We start from the raw sequence: 16,702 nt of genomic DNA, 5'->3' as shown, positions 1-16,702 counted from the left end.
TGCGGGTGCCGGCCAGCGCCGGCCGGACCCGCTTCGCGCAGTTCGCTTTCCAGCCACTTCCTCCGGGACAACAGGTTTACGCAGATGAGCAAGACCTCTCTCGACAAGAGCAAGATCAAGTTCCTTCTTCTCGAAGGTGTCCACCAGAACGCCGTGGACACGCTGAAGGCCGCCGGCTACACCAACATCGAGTACCTCAAGACCGCGCTTTCCGGCGACGAGCTGAAGGAAAGGATCGCCGATGCGCACTTCATCGGCATTCGCTCCCGCACCCAGCTGACCGAAGAGGTCTTCGACTGCGCGAAGAAACTGATCGCGGTCGGCTGCTTCTGCATCGGCACCAACCAGGTCGACCTCAACGCCGCCCGCGAACGCGGTATCGCCGTGTTCAACGCGCCCTACTCGAACACCCGCTCTGTGGCTGAGCTGGTACTGGCCGAGGCGATCCTGCTGCTGCGCGGCATCCCGGAAAAGAACGCCTCCTGCCATCGCGGCGGCTGGATCAAGAGCGCGGCGAATTCCTTCGAGATCCGTGGCAAGAAGCTCGGCATCGTCGGCTACGGCTCGATCGGCACCCAGCTCTCGGTACTCGCCGAGGCCCTGGGCATGCAGGTGTTCTTCTACGACACCGTGACCAAGCTGCCGCTGGGCAACGCGGTGCAGATCGGCAGCCTGCACGAGCTGCTGGGCATGTCCGACATCGTCTCGCTGCACGTTCCCGAACTGCCCTCCACCCAGTGGATGATCGGCGAGAAGGAAATCCGCGCGATGAAGAAGGGCGGCATCCTGATCAACGCCGCGCGCGGCACAGTGGTCGAGCTGGACCACCTGGCCGCCGCGATCAAGGACGAGCACCTGATCGGCGCCGCCATCGACGTGTTCCCGGTCGAGCCGAAATCCAACGACGAGGAATTCGCCAGCCCGCTGCGTGGCCTGGACCGGGTGATCCTGACCCCGCACATCGGCGGCTCCACCGCCGAGGCACAGGCCAACATCGGCCTGGAAGTGGCGGAGAAGCTGGTCAAGTACAGCGACAACGGCACCTCGGTGTCCTCGGTCAACTTCCCCGAAGTGGCCCTGCCGTCGCACCCAGGCAAGCACCGCCTGCTGCACATCCACGCCAACATCCCCGGCGTGATGAGCGAGATCAACAAGGTCTTCGCCGACAACGGCATCAACGTTTCCGGCCAGTACCTGCAAACCAACGAGAAGGTCGGCTACGTAGTGATCGACGTCGATGCCGAGTACTCGGACCTGGCCCTGGAGAAACTCCAGCAGGTCAACGGTACCATCCGTAGCCGCGTGCTGTTCTAAGGCAGCGTCCGGCGGAAAGGAAAAAGGAGGCCCAGCGGCCTCCTTTTTTCGTTTCCGTCACTTGACGGTAACGGTGATCTTCTCCGACTCCACGGTCGGCTCCAGCGGCACGTGGTTCTTGTCGCCCACCAGCAGTTGCAGGGTGTGCTTGCCCGGCGGCAGGGTGATCTCGGTTTCGGTCTGGCCCTTGCCGAAGTGGCGGATGTTGTCGGTCATCGGCAGCGGCAGGTTCATCGCCGGCTGCTCCTTCAGGTCCACCAACAGGTGATGGTGGCCGGTATCCGGCATGTCGACGCCGGCCGGCGCCACGCCCATGCCTTTCAGGCCGAATTTCACGGTGAAGGTCTTGTCGACGGTTGCACCATCGGCCGGCGTGATGAAATACACTTTCGCCCCTTCGGGCGCCTTCGTCCGGGGCAGGTCGGCAGCCATCAGGCTGGCGGATGCGCCGAACATCAGGGCGGCTAGACCGAGGCAAGGCAATGTCACTCTCATGGGAGTCTCCTGTTTTCACTTCCGTTAGCACCCGGGAAACACCACTGGACGGAATTTCCCCGGCACTCTTCGTGCCTTCCGAATCAGGGAAAGGCATCGCTGGCACAGCGATTTCCACTGCGAAGCCCGTGTTAGAGCGGCGCTCGCGCACATAATCCGGGTCAATGCCCGCAACCCCTGGAAAGACCGCATGCAACCCAGTAGGTTCGCGATTGTCCAGGACGCGGGCCCGGCTAAGCTGAACGAACAGCATAGGCCCGACCGACGTTCATTCCCACCCGAGGAGTACTACATGCGATTTCTGCCCCGCCTGCTGATGCTGGTATCCCTGGCCGCTCCGCTGGCCCATGCCGAGCTGCTCGACGACGTCCACCAGCGCGGCGCCCTGCGCATCGCCCTGGAGGGCACCTATCCGCCGTTCAACTTCAAGCAGGGCGGCAAGCTCACCGGCTTCGAGACCGAACTGGGCGAACTGCTGGCCGCCGAACTGGCGGTCAAGCCGGAATTCGTCACCACCGAATGGAGCGGCATCCTCGCCGGCCTGCAGAGCGGCAAGTACGACATCGCGCTGAACCAGGTCTCGGTGAACGAGCAGCGGCGCAAGGTCTTCGACTTCAGCGAGCCATACACCATCTCCAGCGCCCAGTTGATCGTGCGCGCCGACGAAACCCGCCAGTTCAAGTCGCTGGAAGACCTCAAGGGCCTCAAGCTCGGCGTCGGCCAGGGCACCAACTACGCCGACCTGGCGAAGTCGGTGGCCGGCGTCAACGTGCGCACCTATCCGGGCGCCCCGGAATACCTGCAGGACCTGGCCAGCAAACGCATCGACGCGGCGCTCAACGACCGCCTGCTGATCCCCTTCGCCATCCGCGAGGCCAAGCTGCCGGTCAAGCCCGGCGCGGCGGTGGGACCGGTGGCGAACATGGCGATTCCCTACCGGAAGAACAATCCGAAGTTCGGCGAGGCGCTGAATGCGGCGCTGGAGAAGATCAAGGCCGACGGCCGCTTCGCCAAGCTCTCGGAAAAGTGGTTCGGCCTGGACGTCAGCCAGCCGCCGAAGTGAGCTCCCGCCCGAACGGGGGAAGCGGCCGCGCCCGAGAGACGCGGCCGTCGTGTTTGTCGATGGAGTGTTGAATGAATTCGCTGCAGAAATTGCTCGAATGGCTCGCCAACCTGGTCGAGCTGCTCGGGATGGCCTGGCCCTTCCTGCTCCAGGGCGCGATGTATACCGTGCTGTTCGCCGCGGTATCGATGGTCCTGGGCCTGATCCTCGGCTTCAGCGTCGCGGTGGTCCGGGTGACCAAGGTGCCGGTGGTCTCGCAGATCGCCGCGGTCTACGTCAGCGCCTTCCGCGGGACGCCACTGCTGGTGCAGATCTTCGTCCTGTACTACGGGCTGCCGAGCGTAGGCATCGAGTTCACCCCGGTCACCGCGGGCATCCTGGCGCTGACCCTGAATGTCGCGGCCTATCTCTCGGAGTCCATGCGCGGGGCGATCCTCGGCATCGACAAGGGACAATGGGAAGCCGGGCTCTCGGTCGGCCTGACCTGGGGCCAGACCCTGTGGAACATCATCACCCCGCAGGCCCTGCGCCTGGCGGTGCCGAGCCTGTCGAACAGCCTGATCAGCCTGATCAAGGACACCTCGCTGATCTCCGTGATCACCGTGACCGAACTGATGCTGGCGACCAAGGAGGTCATCGCCGAGACCTTCCAGCCGCTGCCGCTCTATCTCGCCGCCGCCGGGATCTACTGGCTGCTTTCGGCACTCTTCGAGCGTGTGCAGAAAGCCCTGGAGAACCGCCTGACCGCGCCGCTGCGGCGCTGAGTTCAGCCGCCGGCGTCGAGGCCGGCCAGGCAGACCGCGGCGCGGTCCAGTTCATCCTCGTTGAATACCAGCACGCCCATGCGCTTGAGGGCGGCGGCGGTAACGCCCTCGCCGGCGACCCGGTTGCCGTTGAAGCGCCCGTCGTAGTTCTCCAGGTTGCCGCAGGAAGGACTGCGCGCCTTGAGCACGGCCATCCGGATGTCATGGCGGCGGACCAGTTCCACTGCCGCCTCCGCACCCAGCAGGAATGCTTCGCTGACATCCTCGCCGTCGACGGTGAAGACCCGGTTCAGCCGGTCCAGCACTTCGCCGCCCTGGCCGCCGGGGATCTCCGCTGGCGGGCGGGGCGTCGGCAGGCCTCCGGCGACCTCCGGGCAAAGGGCGACGATCCGCCCCTGCGCATGCCAGCGCGAGAGCAGGTCGAACGGGCCATGGCTGCCACCGTCGTAGCGCACCAGGTGGCCCAGCAGGCAACGGCTGACCAGAACCTTCTGCATGGATGCTCCACCCCTTTGACAGGCACACAGAGTAGCCCGCCGCTCGCCGATGGTCACGCCCGGTAACAGTAGCCGGGAAACACCGGGGAAACCCGCCCTCGACCCAACCGGAGTTAGGCCTCGCGGTAGCGCTCCAGCGCCCGTATGGCGGGGACCAGGGCTATTTCTTGCCGATCCTTAGGATAGAACTGCGGGCGGCCCATGGCGAACCTCCGCCGCCCCGAGCAGACTGGCTTCCCGCGCAACCGCGAAGGACCCGCCCGTCATGCTCCCGACCCGCTCGCTTCTACCGTTTTTCCTGGCCCCCGCGTTGCTCGCCAGCGCTGCCAGCCAGGCGGCCATGGAGGCCCTGGACAACGACAGTCTCAGCCAGGTCACCGGCCAGGCCGGCATCAGCCTGCGCCTGGACCTGCGCGCCGGCGCGGCCAGGGTCGCCTGGGTGGACGACGGCGGCAGCCTCTCGCTGCGCAACCTGGTGATCGACAACGGCTGCGTGAAGGCCGGCGACTGCCCGGACGGGCGCGGCGGCAACATCCCCCTGGGCGCCGCCCAGCTCGGCCTGAGCTTGCCGATCTTCGGCGTCGAGCAGCCGACCCTGGCACTGGACGTGACCACCGGCAGCGGCGGCGGGCAGCAACTGGCGATCAGCCTGCCGGACCTCGCCACCATCAACGACCAGTTGATCGCCAGCGGCCTGCCGGCGCAGCGCATCCGCCTGCGGGTGGCCAGCGACCTGTACATCGGCGACAACTCGATCGGCCGCATCGAACTGCGCGACATCACCGACCTGCGCGGCACGATCAAGGTCTGGGGTCACTGAGGCGGCGACGCCGCCGAGGGTTCAGGAGAGTTGCAGGAGGGATTCGTTGCGCCGGCGGAACCAGCCGGTCAGCGACAGCCGGTCGCGGCTGGCGGGCAGGACTTCGTGCTCGGTGCCGGCGGACATGAACACCACCAGGCTACCGCCCGTCGGCTGGATGTCCACCTGCCGCTGCGGCAGGTGCAGGCGCAGCGCGCCGCCATGCTCGGGCAACCAGGCATCGTTGAGGTAGAGAACCGCGGAGACGGTGCGTGCGTCGTCGTCGCGGAAACGATCGACATGCTTCTGGTAATAGGCGCCCGGCGGGTACAGCGCGAAGTGGCACTCGAAATCCTCGAGGCCGAGGAACAGCGAGGCGTTGAGCGCCTGGCGCAAGCTGTCCATCACCCCCAGGTATTCGTCGCAGGCCTCGGATTCTCCGGGCTCCAGCCATTGCGTGAGGTCGCCGCGGATGCCTTCGCGGATCACCTGGCCGTCGCCGCGGCCGATCGCCGCCGGGGTCAGGTCGCCCGCGACCGCACGGGTGCGGCACTCTTCGGCCAATCTGGTGGTCAGACGCTCAGGCATGAAGATGCTCTGGTGCGACCAGCCCTGGTCGACCAGTTCATCGACGATGCGATGCAGGAGGGGATGATTGACGTTGATGTGCATTGTCCATTGTAGCGTGCCGCCCCGGTGTCTCGACAAGCGGTCCGCCGCATGTCGACAATAGCGCCCCATGGACGGCACCACCCGAACGACGAGGCTTTCGCCGCCAAAGGAGTATCAATGCGCGCTTTGCTCGCCTTCGCTTTACTGCTGGTTGGTCTGCCCGCCCTGGCCGACCCTTATCAACGCCTGTACCAGGCCGCTGGCTGGCCCGACCAGCGCGCGCATTTCAGCGATGCCCTGGACGCGGCGCAGAAGCGCTACCAGGACAAGCTGCCGCCCGCGCTCTACCAGACCCTGGTGGACAACAGCAATCGCCGCTTCGCCCCGGCCGAAGTCGACCAGCGCGCCCTCAACGGCCTGCGCGAGAACCTGCCGGACAGCGCCAGCCCGCTGAATTTCTTCGAGTCGCCGCTGGGGCGCAAGGTGGTCGCCGCCGAGGTGCTCGCCACCCGCCGCGACCAGTTGCTCCAGCACAGCAACGGCCTGCCGCGGCAGACCGCCAGCGAGCCACGCCGGGCCCTGGTCAAGCGCCTGGCCCAGGTCCTTCCGGCCCGAGAGGCCGGCGCGGAAGTCAGCCTGGCCCTGGCCGGGGTCGCCGCCGACAGCCTCAGCCAGATGCTTCCGGGCCTCCCCGGCCTGCTTGGCGGCGGACAGACCGGCCAGTTGCTGGAAGGCCAGCGCCAGCGCCTGGTGCAGCAGATCGGCGCGGACCTGGAGAACACCCTGCTGTATGTCTACCGCGATCTCTCCGATGCGGAACTCACCCAGTACGTGAACTTCGCCGAGTCGCCGGCCGGCCGCAGCTACTACCAGGCGGCCCTGGCCGCGCTGAAAGCCGGCCTGGCGGTGGACCAGGCGGTCGCCCCCTGATCGACGCGGGGCCTGGAACTCAGGCCCCCAGCGCGTCGCTCAGGAAATCGAAATAGCGCCGCCGCAGCCCCTCGCTTTCGTTCGCCAGGTGATGGCGCGCCTCTTCCAGCAACAGTATCCGCGGCTCGTCGAATTTCTCCCGCAGCACCTTCAGGCCATGGCGCCAGTCCACCGTCTCGTCGGACTCGCCCTGCACCACCAGGGGGCTCAGGGCACGCCGAGGTGCCCGCTCGATGCGCGGCACCCAGCGGGTCAGCGCGCCGACCCAGGCGGTCGGCAGGGTGCGTGGCTGCAACGGATCGTGCTCGCGGAGGAAGTCGAGGAACTGCGGATCGCTGGAGTTCTCCGAGAAGCGCCGCGGGATCGAGTCGACGAAGGGGCTCAGCAGGCGGTAGCTGAGCTTCGACCAGCCCCAGGCGCGCGGGCGCACCAGCGGCGCCAGGAGAATCGTCTCGCCCAGCTCGGGACGTTCGCCGCCGTGCAGCAGGTAGTCCAGCAGGATCGCCCCACCAGTGCTTTGTCCGCAGAGGTGCCAGGGCGCCGCCAGGTCGAGTTCGGCAGCCTGGCCCAGCAGGCCCTTGAACACAGCCTGGTATTCGGCGAAGTCGCGGATGCTGGCCCGCTCGCCTTCGGACAGGCCATGCCCCGGCAGGTCGCAGGCGAGCACCGAGAAGCCCATGCCCAGCGCCCAGTCGACCACGTGCCGATACAGTCCCATGTGGTCGTAATAGCCATGCATCAGCAACAGGCTGCCGCGCGCTTCCGGCAGCAGCCAGGCCTGCACCGCCAGGCGGCGCCCGTCGACCGCCATGCTGCCGAGCCGCGCTTGCAGGCGCGGATGGCGGGAGCGCAGGTCCAGGCCGTAGTAGGCCTGGTAGGCGAGGACGGCGGCGTCCGCCTCGGCCGCGGCCAAGGGTCGCAGGTGCTGGCGCAGGTAATCGGGGTTGAAGGCTTCTGACATCGGCGGTTCCGGGCTGCAATCGATTCGTGGCCGGGCCACGGGCGAAACCCAGGGATATTCAGCTGCGCGCGAACACATGGCAAGCTTGGCACCCGTTTTCCGTGTGAATGCCATGACTCCCCGCCGCAAGACGCTCCTCGTCAGCCTGGTCGGCCTGCTCTGGGCCGGCGGCCTGCTCGCCGCCTACTGGTGGTTCGAGATCCGCTACATCCGCCCGTTCAGCGAGCAGACCACCCTGTTCTCCGGCGACAGCCTGCGCCTGCCGGCCGAGCTGGCCGGGCCGGGGGCGATCCGCCTGGTGCATTTCTGGGACCCGGCCTGCCCCTGCAACGTCGGCAACCAGCAGCACCTCGGCGAGCTGATCGAACGCTTCGCCGGCAAGGGCGTGGAGTTCCATGTCCTGCAGAAGCCTGGCAGCCAGGGCCGCCTGCCGGACAACCTGGCCGCCCTGCGCCCCCTCGCTGGTCTGCCCGGTTCCGAGCAGTTGCCGGCCAGCCCGGCCGTGGCGATCTGGGACCGCGACGGCCGCCTGGCCTACTTCGGCCCCTATAGCGAGGGCGCGGTATGCACCTCCAGCAACAGCTTCATCGAACCGATCCTCGAAGCGCTGCTGCAGGGACGTCCGGTGGATGCCACCCATACCCTCGCCGTGGGTTGCTACTGCCCCTGGACCCCGGAAAAAGGCTGACCTGGCTCAACACCGGGCCTTCCGGAGGGGGCGCCGGAAGGCGTAGCGGCTACACTGCCCGGGTCGGCCCACGAGGGGCCGTTGCCGAACCAAGGAGTCGCTGCATGTCCCTACGTCCCACCCTCGCCCTGCTCGCCCTCGTCAGCCTGCCACTGATGGCCGCCCAGAACGACCCTCAGCCCAGCAGCAAGGAACTGATGAAGGAGCACCAGGCGCAGATCCAGAACGACCTGGCCGACGTCGACTACAAGCGCAAGCGCATCGTCGAGGCCAACATGAACCTCACCGACCAGGAAGGCGAGAAGTTCTGGCCGATCTACAACACCTACCGCACCGAGTCGGACAAGCTCAGCAAGGAAACCCTCAAGCTCCTGCTCGACTACGCCCAGGCCTACAACAGCGGCAACGTCAGCGACGACCAGGCGAGCAAGCTGATCGAGCGTGTCGACGACCTCCAGGAGGACCGTCTGGAACTGCGCGACAAGTACGTCAAGCGCATCGCCAAGAACGTCTCGCCCAAGCGCGCCATGCGCTTCCTGCAGATCGAGATCCAGCTCGACGCCATCGCCACCCTGGAGATCGGCCGTCAGGTACCGCTGGTCGAGTAACCCTCTTCCCGCTTCGCCAGCCGCGCCCTGTATTGCTCCGGGGGCGCGGCGTGCCAGCGGCGAAAGGCCCGGTAGAACGGCGACAGCTCGGCGAACCCGCAAGCCTTGGCCACCTCGCGGATGGCGCGACCGGCCAACAGCATCTCGCTCGCCCGCTGCCGGCGAACCTCATCGCGAACCTGCCGGAAACTCGCTCCCCCAGCGGCCAGCGCACGCTGCAAGGCACCGCTGCCAAGGCCCAGCTCCGCCGCGCACTGGCGCAAGCCATAGCCCTCCCCGAGGCGCAGCTCGATCAGGTAGCGCACGCGATTGAGCAAGCGGTTCTCGCTGAGTTCGCGGGACTGTTCTTCCGCGTGGCGGGTCAGCACGTCATGCATGTCCGGATTGGCGTTGCGCGAAGGACGCCGCAGCAAGGCGGCGGAAAACACCAGGGCATCGTGCGGCCGCGAGAACAGCGGCAGCCTGCCGAACAACCGGCGGTGTTCGCCCAGCCGCGGCGGGGCTCGGTGGCGGAACTCGATGCGCTCGGCGACGAACTCGTCGTCGCTGATCAGCGCCAGCAGCTTGAGGAACAGCAGCATCAGGCATTCGATCTGCTGGCGCAGCGAGGCATAGCCCAGGTAGTTGATGTCGAGGATCAGCCTTGCCGTTTCCCCTTCGACCTCGAGGCGCGCGGCGAAACCGCCGGAGAGAATGTGCTGGAAACGCACGAAGCTGCGCAGCGCCTCCTCCAGGTCGCGCGCGGACAGCAGCAGGTAGCCGACCACATCGAGCAGGCGCGGCTTCATTGCCTCGCCCAGGTGCAGGCCGATGTCGGCATCGCCGGTCACCGCCGCCAGCTCGGTCCAGAACAACGGGGCGTTGTCATGCACCAGGCGGCCGCCCAGGGTCGGCGGCGGCAGCGGGATACGCCGGTAGACGCTGCGGTAGACGCGGGTGGGGTCGAGCCCGAGGGCGTCCAGGGCTTCATACAACAGACGCCGCAACGTGGCGGAATGGGTCAGGGGGCTGGTAGACGGGTCGTCCTGCATGGCGGCTCCTCGCGATTGACCAAAGACTTCCAGGGTCCGAGCATTCGGTCAATGCCGCGGGCCGGCGGCATCCGCAGAATGCTCGGCACTACAACAAGGAGAAAGGATCGATGAAACGCACCCTGACCGTGATCGCCGTGGCGGTCGCCGCCGCGGCTGCCGGCGGCGCCTGGTACCTCCATGCCAAGCAGCCGCTCCGCAACGGCTCGCTCGCCGTGGCCCACCTGCAGGCGCCGGTCGACGTGCGCTACGACGAGCGCGGGGTTCCGCACCTGTACGCGCAGAACCAGACCGACCTCTACCGCGCCCTCGGCTACGTGCACGCCCAGGACCGCCTGTTCCAGATGGAAATGCTGCGGCGCCTGGCGCGCGGCGAGCTGGCCGAAGTGCTCGGACCCAAGCTGGTGGATACCGACCGTCTGTTCCGCACCCTGCGCATCCGCGACCACGCCGCCGAGTACAGCGCCCGCCAGGACAAGCAGTCGCAGCCCTGGAAAGTGCTGGAGGCCTACCTGGACGGGGTCAACCAGTTCCAGGAAAACAACCCGGCGCCGCTCGAATTCGATCTGCTGGGCATACCCAGGCGTCCCTTCACCCCCGAAGATACCCTGAGCATCGCCGGCTACATGGCCTACAGCTTCGCTGCCGCCTTCCGCACCGAGCCGGTGCTGACCTACATCCGCGACGAACTGGGCAGCGACTACCTGCGCATCTTCGATCTCGACTGGCATCCGCAGGGCGTGCTGACGCCCTCCGGCGCACTGGGCGCCGGCGACTGGAAGGACCTCGGCGCCCTCGCCCGTCTCAGCCAGCAGGCCCTGGAGGACGCCGGCCTGCCGCAGTTCGAGGGCAGCAACGCCTGGGTCGTCGCCGGCAGCCGCACCGCCAGCGGCAAGCCCCTGCTGGCCGGCGACCCGCATATCCGCTTCGCCGCGCCGGCGGTATGGTACGAGGCCCAGCTGAGCGCGCCCGGCTTCGAACTCTATGGCCACCACCAGGCGCTCAACCCCTTCGCCTCGCTGGGCCACAACCGTGCGTTCGGCTGGAGCCTGACGATGTTCCAGAACGACGACCTCGACCTGGTCGCCGAGAAGGTCAACCCGGACAACCCCAACCAGGTCTGGTACCAGGGCGAATGGGTCGACCTGCAGAGCGAGGAGCAGGAAATCGCGGTCAAGGGCGCTGCGCCGGTGAAGCTCACCCTGCGCCGCTCGCCCCACGGTCCGATCGTCAACGACGCGCTCGGCGCCAGCTCCGGCAAGACCCCGATCGCCATGTGGTGGGCTTTCCTCGAGACCGAGAACCCGGTGCTCGACGCCTTCTACCAGCTGAATCGCGCCGATACCCTGGCCAAGGCCCGCGCGGCGGCCTCGAAGATCCATTCGCCGGGACTCAACCTGGTCTGGGCCAACGCCGCCGGCGATATCGGCTGGTGGGCCTCGGCGGCCCTGCCGAAGCGGCCGGAGGGGGTGAACCCGAGCTTCATCCTCGACGGCAGCAAGGGCGAGGCGGACAAGTCCGGCTTCTATCCGTTCGCCGACAACCCACAGGAGGAAAACCCGGCGCGCGGCTATATCGTCTCCGCCAACTTCCAGCCGGTCCCGGCCAATGGCCGGCCGATTCCCGGCTACTACAACCTGGCGGACCGCGGCCAGTGGCTGGATACCCAACTGGCCGACCGCGGCACCAAATGGAACCTGGACAACAGCCGCGCGCTGCAACTCGGCAATCGCACCGGCTACGCGCCACGCCTGCTCGCACCCTTGCTGCCGGTCCTGCGCGAGGTGGTCGACGACGCCGAAGGCAAGCGCCTGGTCGAGCAACTGGCGGCCTGGAAGGGCGACTACCCGGTCGACTCGACCGCCGCCACGCTGTTCAACCAGTTGCTGTTCCAGATTGCCGAGGGCGCCTTGCACGACGAACTGGGCGATGCCTTCTTCGACAGCCTGATCGCCACCCGCGCCATCGACAGCGCGCTGCCTCGGCTGGCTGGCGACGCCGACTCGCCCTGGTGGGACGACCGCCGCACAGAACACCGGGAAACCCGCGCGGATATCGTCAGGACCGCCTGGAACGCCTCCCTCGCGCATCTGCGCAGCACCCTCGGCAACGACCCGTCCGGCTGGCTGTGGGGCAAGGCGCATACCCTGACCCACGAGCACGCCCTGGGCCAGCAGGCGCTGCTCAAGCGCCTTCTCAACGTCGGTCCGTTCGCCGCCCCCGGCACCCACGAGGTACCGAACAATCTGTCGGCGAAGATCGGCCCGGCCCCCTGGGCGGTCACCTACGGTCCATCGACCCGGCGCCTGGTGGACTTCGCCGACCCGACCCACAGCCTCGGCATCAACCCGGTCGGGCAGAGCGGCGTGCCCTTCGACGGCCACTACGACGACCAGGCCGAGGCCTACATCGAGGGCCACTACCTGCCGCAGCACTACGAGGAAAACGAGGTGAAGGCGAACAGCAAGGGCGTGCTGGTGCTGGAGCCGAAGCGCTGAGCCGGCCGGCGTGGGGTCGGGCGAGTAGCCGCATGGTGGTTGTCCGCCGGATACAACGGGCTATCGGCGGATAACGCCTCGGGCGTCGCCCTACGGAGCGTAGCCAGGCATTTCCCGCCACCGACGCGCCAATGAAAAAGGCCACCCGCAGGTGGCCTTTTCTTTTCGGCGGAGGGCTCAGGCCGGGGTCGGCGAGCCTTTCTGCCAGTCGGTCGCGGTCTCTTCCATCGCCTGCTGGATCGCCCGGCGACGCCGCTCCTCGGCCTGGCGGGTGAAGTACCAGGCGAAGAAGGTGAACAGCGAAACGCTCAGCAGGATCAGGCTGGCCACCGCGTTGATCTCCGGCTTCACGCCCAGGCGTACCGCCGAGAACACTTCCATCGGCAAGGTGGTCGAGCCGGGTCCGGAGACGAAGCTGGCCAGTACCAGGTCGTCCAGCGACAGGGCGAAGGACATCATGCCGCCCGCCGCCAGCGAGGGCGCGATCATCGGGATGGTGATCAGCAGGAACACCTTCCAGGGCTTGGCGCCCAGGTCCATCGCCGCTTCCTCGATCGACAGGTCGAGTTCACGCAGGCGCGCCGACACCACCACCGCCACGTAGGACGAGCAGAAGCTGGTGTGGGCGATCCAGATGGTCACGATACCCCGTTCCTGCGGCCAGCCGATCAGTTGCGCCATGGCCACGAACAACAGCAGCAGCGACAGGCCGGTGATCACTTCCGGCATCACCAGCGGCGCGGTGACCATGCCGCCGAACAGCGTACGACCGCGGAAGCGCGGGATGCGGGTGAGGACGAAGGCCGCCAGGGTGCCGAGGAGCACCGAGGAGAACGCCGTATAGAAGGCGATCTCCAGGGAGCGTCCGACCGAGCTGACCAGTTGGGTGTTGTCCAGCAGGCCGACGTACCACTTCACCGACCAGCCGCCCCACACCGTCACCAGCTTGGAGGCGTTGAACGAATAGATCACCAGGATCAGCATCGGCAGGTAGATGAAGAGCAGGCCGACGATCAGCATGACGTTGGAGAAATTCCAGCGCTTCATACCTTGCCCTCCAGTTCTTTGGCCACGCTTCTGGATGGAGAGCCTGTTGAACGGGATACGGAGCGGGATACGCTGTGCTGGCTCATACCTTGCCCTCCAGTTCTTTGGCCTGGTTCTTGTTGAACAGGATGATCGGGATGATCAGGATCGCCAGCATCACCACCGCCAGGGCGGACGCCACCGGCCAGTCGCGGTTGTTGAAGAACTCCTGCCAGAGCACCTTGCCGATCATCAGGGTCTCGGGGCCGCCGAGCAGTTCCGGGATGACGAACTCGCCCACCGCCGGGATGAACACCAGCATGCAGCCGGCGATGATGCCGTTCTTCGACAGCGGCACGGTGATCTTCCAGAAGCTGGTGAAGTTACGCGCGCCCAGGTCGGAAGCGGCCTCCAGCAGGCTCGGGTCGTGCTTCACCAGGTTGGCGTAGAGCGGCAGGATCATGAACGGCAGGTAGGAATAGACGATGCCGATGTACACCGCGATGTTGGTATTGAGGATGGTCAGCGGCTCGCTGATGAGCCCCAGCCCCATCAGTACGCTGTTGAGCAGGCCGTTGTTGGAAAGGATGCCCATCCAGGCATAGACCCGGATCAGGATCGCCGTCCAGGTCGGCATCATGATCAGCAGCAGCAGGACGGTCTGCGAGGACTGGCTGGAGCGGGCGATGGCGTAGGCCATCGGGTAGCCCACCAGCAGGCAGATCAGGGTACTGATGAAGGCCATCTTCAGCGAGCCGAGGTAGGCATCGATGTAGAGCGGGTCATCGGTCAGCATCAGGTAGTTGCCGAGGTTGAGGAGCACCTGCAACTGCTGGTCCGCGTAGGCGAAGATCTCGGTGTAGGGCGGGATGGCCACGTCCGCTTCCGCCAGGCTGATCTTCAGCACGATGGCGAAGGGCAGCAGGAAGAACAGGAAGAGCCACAGGAACGGCACCCCGATGACCGCATGCCGCCCGGTGGGCATGCGCTTTTTCAGGCTGTTGGCGAATTTCATGACTGCAGTACCACGCCGCTGTCGTCGTACCAGCTGATGTACACCGACTGGTCCCAGGTCGGCCGGGCGACGTGGCGCTCGGCGTTGGCCATGAAGGCCTGGACGATCATCCCGGAGGCCAGCTTGATGTAGTACACCGAGTGGCCGCCAAGGTAGGCGATGTCGTAGACGGTGCCCTGGGCCCAGTTGTGCCCGGCGTGTTCCAGGTTGTCCGGCTTCTGCGCGCTGATCATCACTTTCTCCGGCCGCAGCGCGTAGGTGATGCGCTTGTCCTCGGCGCGGGTGCTGATGCCGTGGCCGATGTAGATCGGGTTCTCCAGCTGCGGGCAAGCAATCACCGCATGGTCCTGCACGTCCTCCACCAGCACGCCGTCGAACAGGTTGACGTTGCCGATGAACTCGCAGACCAGGCGGCTCGCCGGGGTCTCGTAGATGTCCATCGGGCTGCCGATCTGCTCGATGCAGCCCAGGTGCATGATGGCGATGCGCTGGGCCATGGTCATGGCCTCTTCCTGGTCGTGGGTCACCATCACGCAGGTCACGCCGACGCGCTCGATGATCTCCACCAGTTCCAGTTGCATCTGCGAGCGCAGCTTCTTGTCCAGCGCGCCCATCGGCTCGTCGAGCAGCAGCAGCTTCGGCCGCTTGGCCAGCGAACGGGCCAGGGCCACCCGCTGGCGCTGGCCGCCGGAGAGCTGGTGCGGCTTGCGCTTGGCGTACTGGGTCATGTGCACCAGCTTGAGCATCTCGGCCACGCGCTCGTCGATCTCGGCCTTGGGCAGGCCGTCCTGCTTGAGGCCGAAGGCGATGTTCTGCGCCACGCTCATGTGCGGGAACAGCGCATAGGACTGGAACATCATATTGATCGGCCGCTCGTAGGGCGGCAGGTCGGTGATGTCCTGGCCATCGAGGAAGATCCGCCCCTCGGTGGGCCGCTCGAAACCGGCGAGCATGCGCAACAGGGTGGATTTACCCGAACCGGAGCCGCCGAGCAGGGCGAAGATCTCGCCCTTGTTGATGGTCAGGGACACGGTGTCCACCGCCAGCGTCTCGTCGAACTGCTTGGTTACCCGGTCGATCTTTACCAGCACCTCTTTCGGCTGCTGGTTGCCCTCTAGGGCTTTCTTGTAGGCACCGGAGGCTATCGCCATTACCACAACTCCCAAGTCGTTGAGCCCGGTCACGCTACCGGGCGGAATTTGAACTTATTTGCCGGTCTTGATCCGGGTCCAGGTACGGGTCTGCAGGCGCAGCACCTTGGCCGGCAACACGGCGGAAACGTAGAGCTTGTCGAGCACGGCCTGCGGCGGATACACCTCCTCGCTGTCGCTGACGCTCTTGTCCATCAGCGGGCGGGCCCCCGGTATCGCGTTGGCGTAGCCGACGTAGTCGCTGACCTTGGCGATCACCTCCGGACGCAGCAGGTAGTCGATGAACGCGTAGGCGTTATCGGCGGCCTTGGCATCGGCGGGAATCGCCATCAGGTCGAACCACAGGTTGGCGCCTTCCTTGGGAATCACGTACTGGATGTCGATGCCCTTGCCGGCCTCTTCGGCGCGGGCAGCGGCCTGGAAGACGTCCCCGGAATAGCCGAAGGCGACGCAGATGTTGCCGTTGGCCAGGTCGGAGATGTACTTGGAGGAGTGGAAGTAGCTGACGTAGGGGCGAACCTTGGTCAGGACTTCCTCGGCCTTCTTGTAGTCCTTCGGGTCGTGGGTGTTGGGGTCCAGCCCCAGATAGTTGAGGGCGGCGGGCAGCATCTCGTCGCCGCTGTCCATGAAGGCCACACCGCACTTGGCGAGCTTCTTCATGTTCTCCGGCTCGAAGAGGATGGCCCAGGAGTCGATCGGCTGGTCGCCGAGGACTTCCTTGACCTTGGCCACGTTGTAACCGATGCCGTTGGTGCCCCACAGGTAGGGAACCGCGTACTGGTTGCCCGGGTCGCTGACCTCCAGTTGCTTGAGCAGCGCCGGATCGAGGTTCTTCCAGTTCGGCAGCTTGCTCTTGTCCAGCTTCTGGAAGGCACCGGCCTGGATCTGCTTGCCGAGGAAGTTGTTCGACGGCACCACGATGTCATAGCCGGAGTGGCCGGAGACCAGCTTGCCCTCGAGGGTCTCGTTGGAGTCGAAGACGTCGTAGCTGACGTCGATCCCGCTCTCCTTGGTGAAGTCCTTGAGGGTGGTGGGAGCGATGTAATCGGTCCAGTTATAGATGTGCAGGCTCTTCTTCTCCGCCTGCACGGGGCCCGCGATCGCCGTAGCCAGAGCGGCTACCAGCAGTGTCTTGCCAATGGAATGTTGCATGTCCGACTCCTGTTCCGGGCCTTTTCACGGCAGCACCCTGCCTGTTCGACCCGTGTTCTTCAAGTGCCGATGTAAGCCCAGATCACTCGGGTTTCATG

Annotated in this window: 17 protein-coding genes; 8 read left to right on the top strand and 9 right to left on the bottom strand. The window is 66.2% G+C overall.

The annotated features are described in order from the left end of the window. Positions 1 to 84 precede the first annotated feature (84 nt). The gene (gene serA / locus LE197_RS30660; protein ID WP_003112947.1) at positions 85 to 1,314 is read left to right on the top strand and encodes a phosphoglycerate dehydrogenase; all 1,230 of its coding nucleotides are present in this window, start codon (positions 85 to 87) and stop codon (positions 1,312 to 1,314) included. Positions 1,315 to 1,371: 57 nt separating this feature from the next. Here serA and LE197_RS30655 read toward each other — a convergent pair whose 3' ends face one another. Continuing rightward, the gene (locus LE197_RS30655; protein WP_003084345.1) at positions 1,372 to 1,809 is read right to left on the bottom strand and encodes a DUF4399 domain-containing protein; all 438 of its coding nucleotides are present in this window, start codon (positions 1,807 to 1,809) and stop codon (positions 1,372 to 1,374) included. 292 nt (positions 1,810 to 2,101) lie between these two features. Between LE197_RS30655 and LE197_RS30650 the strand changes: the two genes are divergently transcribed. Further along, entirely contained in the window at positions 2,102 to 2,872 is a 771-nt protein-coding gene (locus tag LE197_RS30650; RefSeq protein WP_003112946.1) for a cystine ABC transporter substrate-binding protein, read from the top strand. A gap of 71 nt (positions 2,873 to 2,943) precedes the next feature. Continuing rightward, positions 2,944 to 3,636: an amino acid ABC transporter permease gene (locus tag LE197_RS30645; RefSeq protein ID WP_003084339.1), complete on the top strand. Its 693-nt coding sequence runs from the start codon at positions 2,944 to 2,946 to the stop codon at positions 3,634 to 3,636. Positions 3,637 to 3,638: 2 nt separating this feature from the next. On the opposite strand, the gene LE197_RS30640 is transcribed toward LE197_RS30645, so the two are convergent. Continuing rightward, positions 3,639 to 4,133, bottom strand: coding sequence for a DUF523 domain-containing protein (locus LE197_RS30640; protein WP_003112945.1), 495 nt, complete (start codon positions 4,131 to 4,133; stop codon positions 3,639 to 3,641). 265 nt (positions 4,134 to 4,398) lie between these two features. Here LE197_RS30640 and LE197_RS30635 point away from each other — a divergent pair, with 265 nt between their 5' ends. Beyond that, positions 4,399 to 4,953: a DUF6160 family protein gene (locus tag LE197_RS30635; RefSeq protein WP_003084327.1), complete on the top strand. Its 555-nt coding sequence runs from the start codon at positions 4,399 to 4,401 to the stop codon at positions 4,951 to 4,953. Positions 4,954 to 4,974: 21 nt separating this feature from the next. On the opposite strand, the gene LE197_RS30630 is transcribed toward LE197_RS30635, so the two are convergent. Then, the gene (locus tag LE197_RS30630) at positions 4,975 to 5,673 is read right to left on the bottom strand and encodes a 2OG-Fe(II) oxygenase (protein WP_003118764.1); all 699 of its coding nucleotides are present in this window, start codon (positions 5,671 to 5,673) and stop codon (positions 4,975 to 4,977) included. A 48-nt stretch (positions 5,674 to 5,721) separates the two neighbouring features. Between LE197_RS30630 and LE197_RS30625 the strand changes: the two genes are divergently transcribed. Next, positions 5,722 to 6,474, top strand: a complete 753-nt coding sequence (locus tag LE197_RS30625) for a hypothetical protein (protein WP_003084320.1) — start codon at positions 5,722 to 5,724, stop codon at positions 6,472 to 6,474. A 19-nt stretch (positions 6,475 to 6,493) separates the two neighbouring features. Here LE197_RS30625 and LE197_RS30620 read toward each other — a convergent pair whose 3' ends face one another. Beyond that, positions 6,494 to 7,435: an alpha/beta hydrolase gene (locus LE197_RS30620; RefSeq protein ID WP_003084318.1), complete on the bottom strand. Its 942-nt coding sequence runs from the start codon at positions 7,433 to 7,435 to the stop codon at positions 6,494 to 6,496. A gap of 76 nt (positions 7,436 to 7,511) precedes the next feature. Between LE197_RS30620 and LE197_RS30615 the strand changes: the two genes are divergently transcribed. Both LE197_RS30615 and LE197_RS30610 read left to right on the top strand, forming a co-directional pair. Further along, positions 7,512 to 8,123 (top strand): DUF6436 domain-containing protein, encoded by a 612-nt coding sequence (locus LE197_RS30615; RefSeq protein WP_003118762.1) that lies wholly within the window; start codon positions 7,512 to 7,514, stop codon positions 8,121 to 8,123. A 104-nt stretch (positions 8,124 to 8,227) separates the two neighbouring features. After that, positions 8,228 to 8,731: a transcriptional regulator gene (locus LE197_RS30610; RefSeq protein ID WP_003112942.1), complete on the top strand. Its 504-nt coding sequence runs from the start codon at positions 8,228 to 8,230 to the stop codon at positions 8,729 to 8,731. Here the strand turns inward: LE197_RS30610 and LE197_RS30605 are convergent. Next, positions 8,710 to 9,762: an AraC family transcriptional regulator gene (locus LE197_RS30605; protein WP_003112941.1), complete on the bottom strand. Its 1,053-nt coding sequence runs from the start codon at positions 9,760 to 9,762 to the stop codon at positions 8,710 to 8,712. The two genes, LE197_RS30610 and LE197_RS30605, sit on opposite strands and share 22 nt — an antisense overlap. Before the next feature lie 110 nt (positions 9,763 to 9,872). Between LE197_RS30605 and hacB the strand changes: the two genes are divergently transcribed. Next, positions 9,873 to 12,260: an N-acylhomoserine lactone acylase HacB gene (gene hacB / locus LE197_RS30600; RefSeq protein WP_003160937.1), complete on the top strand. Its 2,388-nt coding sequence runs from the start codon at positions 9,873 to 9,875 to the stop codon at positions 12,258 to 12,260. Positions 12,261 to 12,437: 177 nt separating this feature from the next. Here the strand turns inward: hacB and LE197_RS30595 are convergent, their stop codons facing one another. The 4 genes from LE197_RS30595 to spuE form a co-directional block, all read right to left on the bottom strand. Beyond that, positions 12,438 to 13,307 carry an ABC transporter permease subunit gene (locus LE197_RS30595; RefSeq protein ID WP_003084307.1) on the bottom strand — a complete coding sequence of 290 codons (870 nt, stop codon included), beginning with the start codon at positions 13,305 to 13,307 and terminating at the stop codon, positions 12,438 to 12,440. An 82-nt stretch (positions 13,308 to 13,389) separates the two neighbouring features. Next, entirely contained in the window at positions 13,390 to 14,271 is an 882-nt protein-coding gene (locus LE197_RS30590) for an ABC transporter permease subunit (RefSeq protein ID WP_003121722.1), read from the bottom strand. Between the two features lie 26 nt (positions 14,272 to 14,297). Further along, a complete protein-coding gene (gene potA / locus LE197_RS30585) occupies positions 14,298 to 15,452 on the bottom strand; it encodes a polyamine ABC transporter ATP-binding protein (RefSeq protein WP_003084303.1) in 1,155 nt (384 codons plus the stop codon). A gap of 54 nt (positions 15,453 to 15,506) precedes the next feature. Then, complete coding sequence (spuE, locus tag LE197_RS30580; RefSeq protein ID WP_003084301.1) at positions 15,507 to 16,604, bottom strand: spermidine-binding protein SpuE; 1,098 nt, start codon at positions 16,602 to 16,604, stop codon at positions 15,507 to 15,509. Between the last annotated feature and the right edge of the window lie 98 nt (positions 16,605 to 16,702).

Origin of the sequence: Pseudomonas sp. PS1(2021), assembly GCF_020405165.1 — a bacterium.
In the GTDB taxonomy this organism is placed as follows: domain Bacteria; phylum Pseudomonadota; class Gammaproteobacteria; order Pseudomonadales; family Pseudomonadaceae; genus Pseudomonas; species Pseudomonas aeruginosa.
This window is presented reverse-complemented; position numbering and strand designations above follow the sequence as displayed.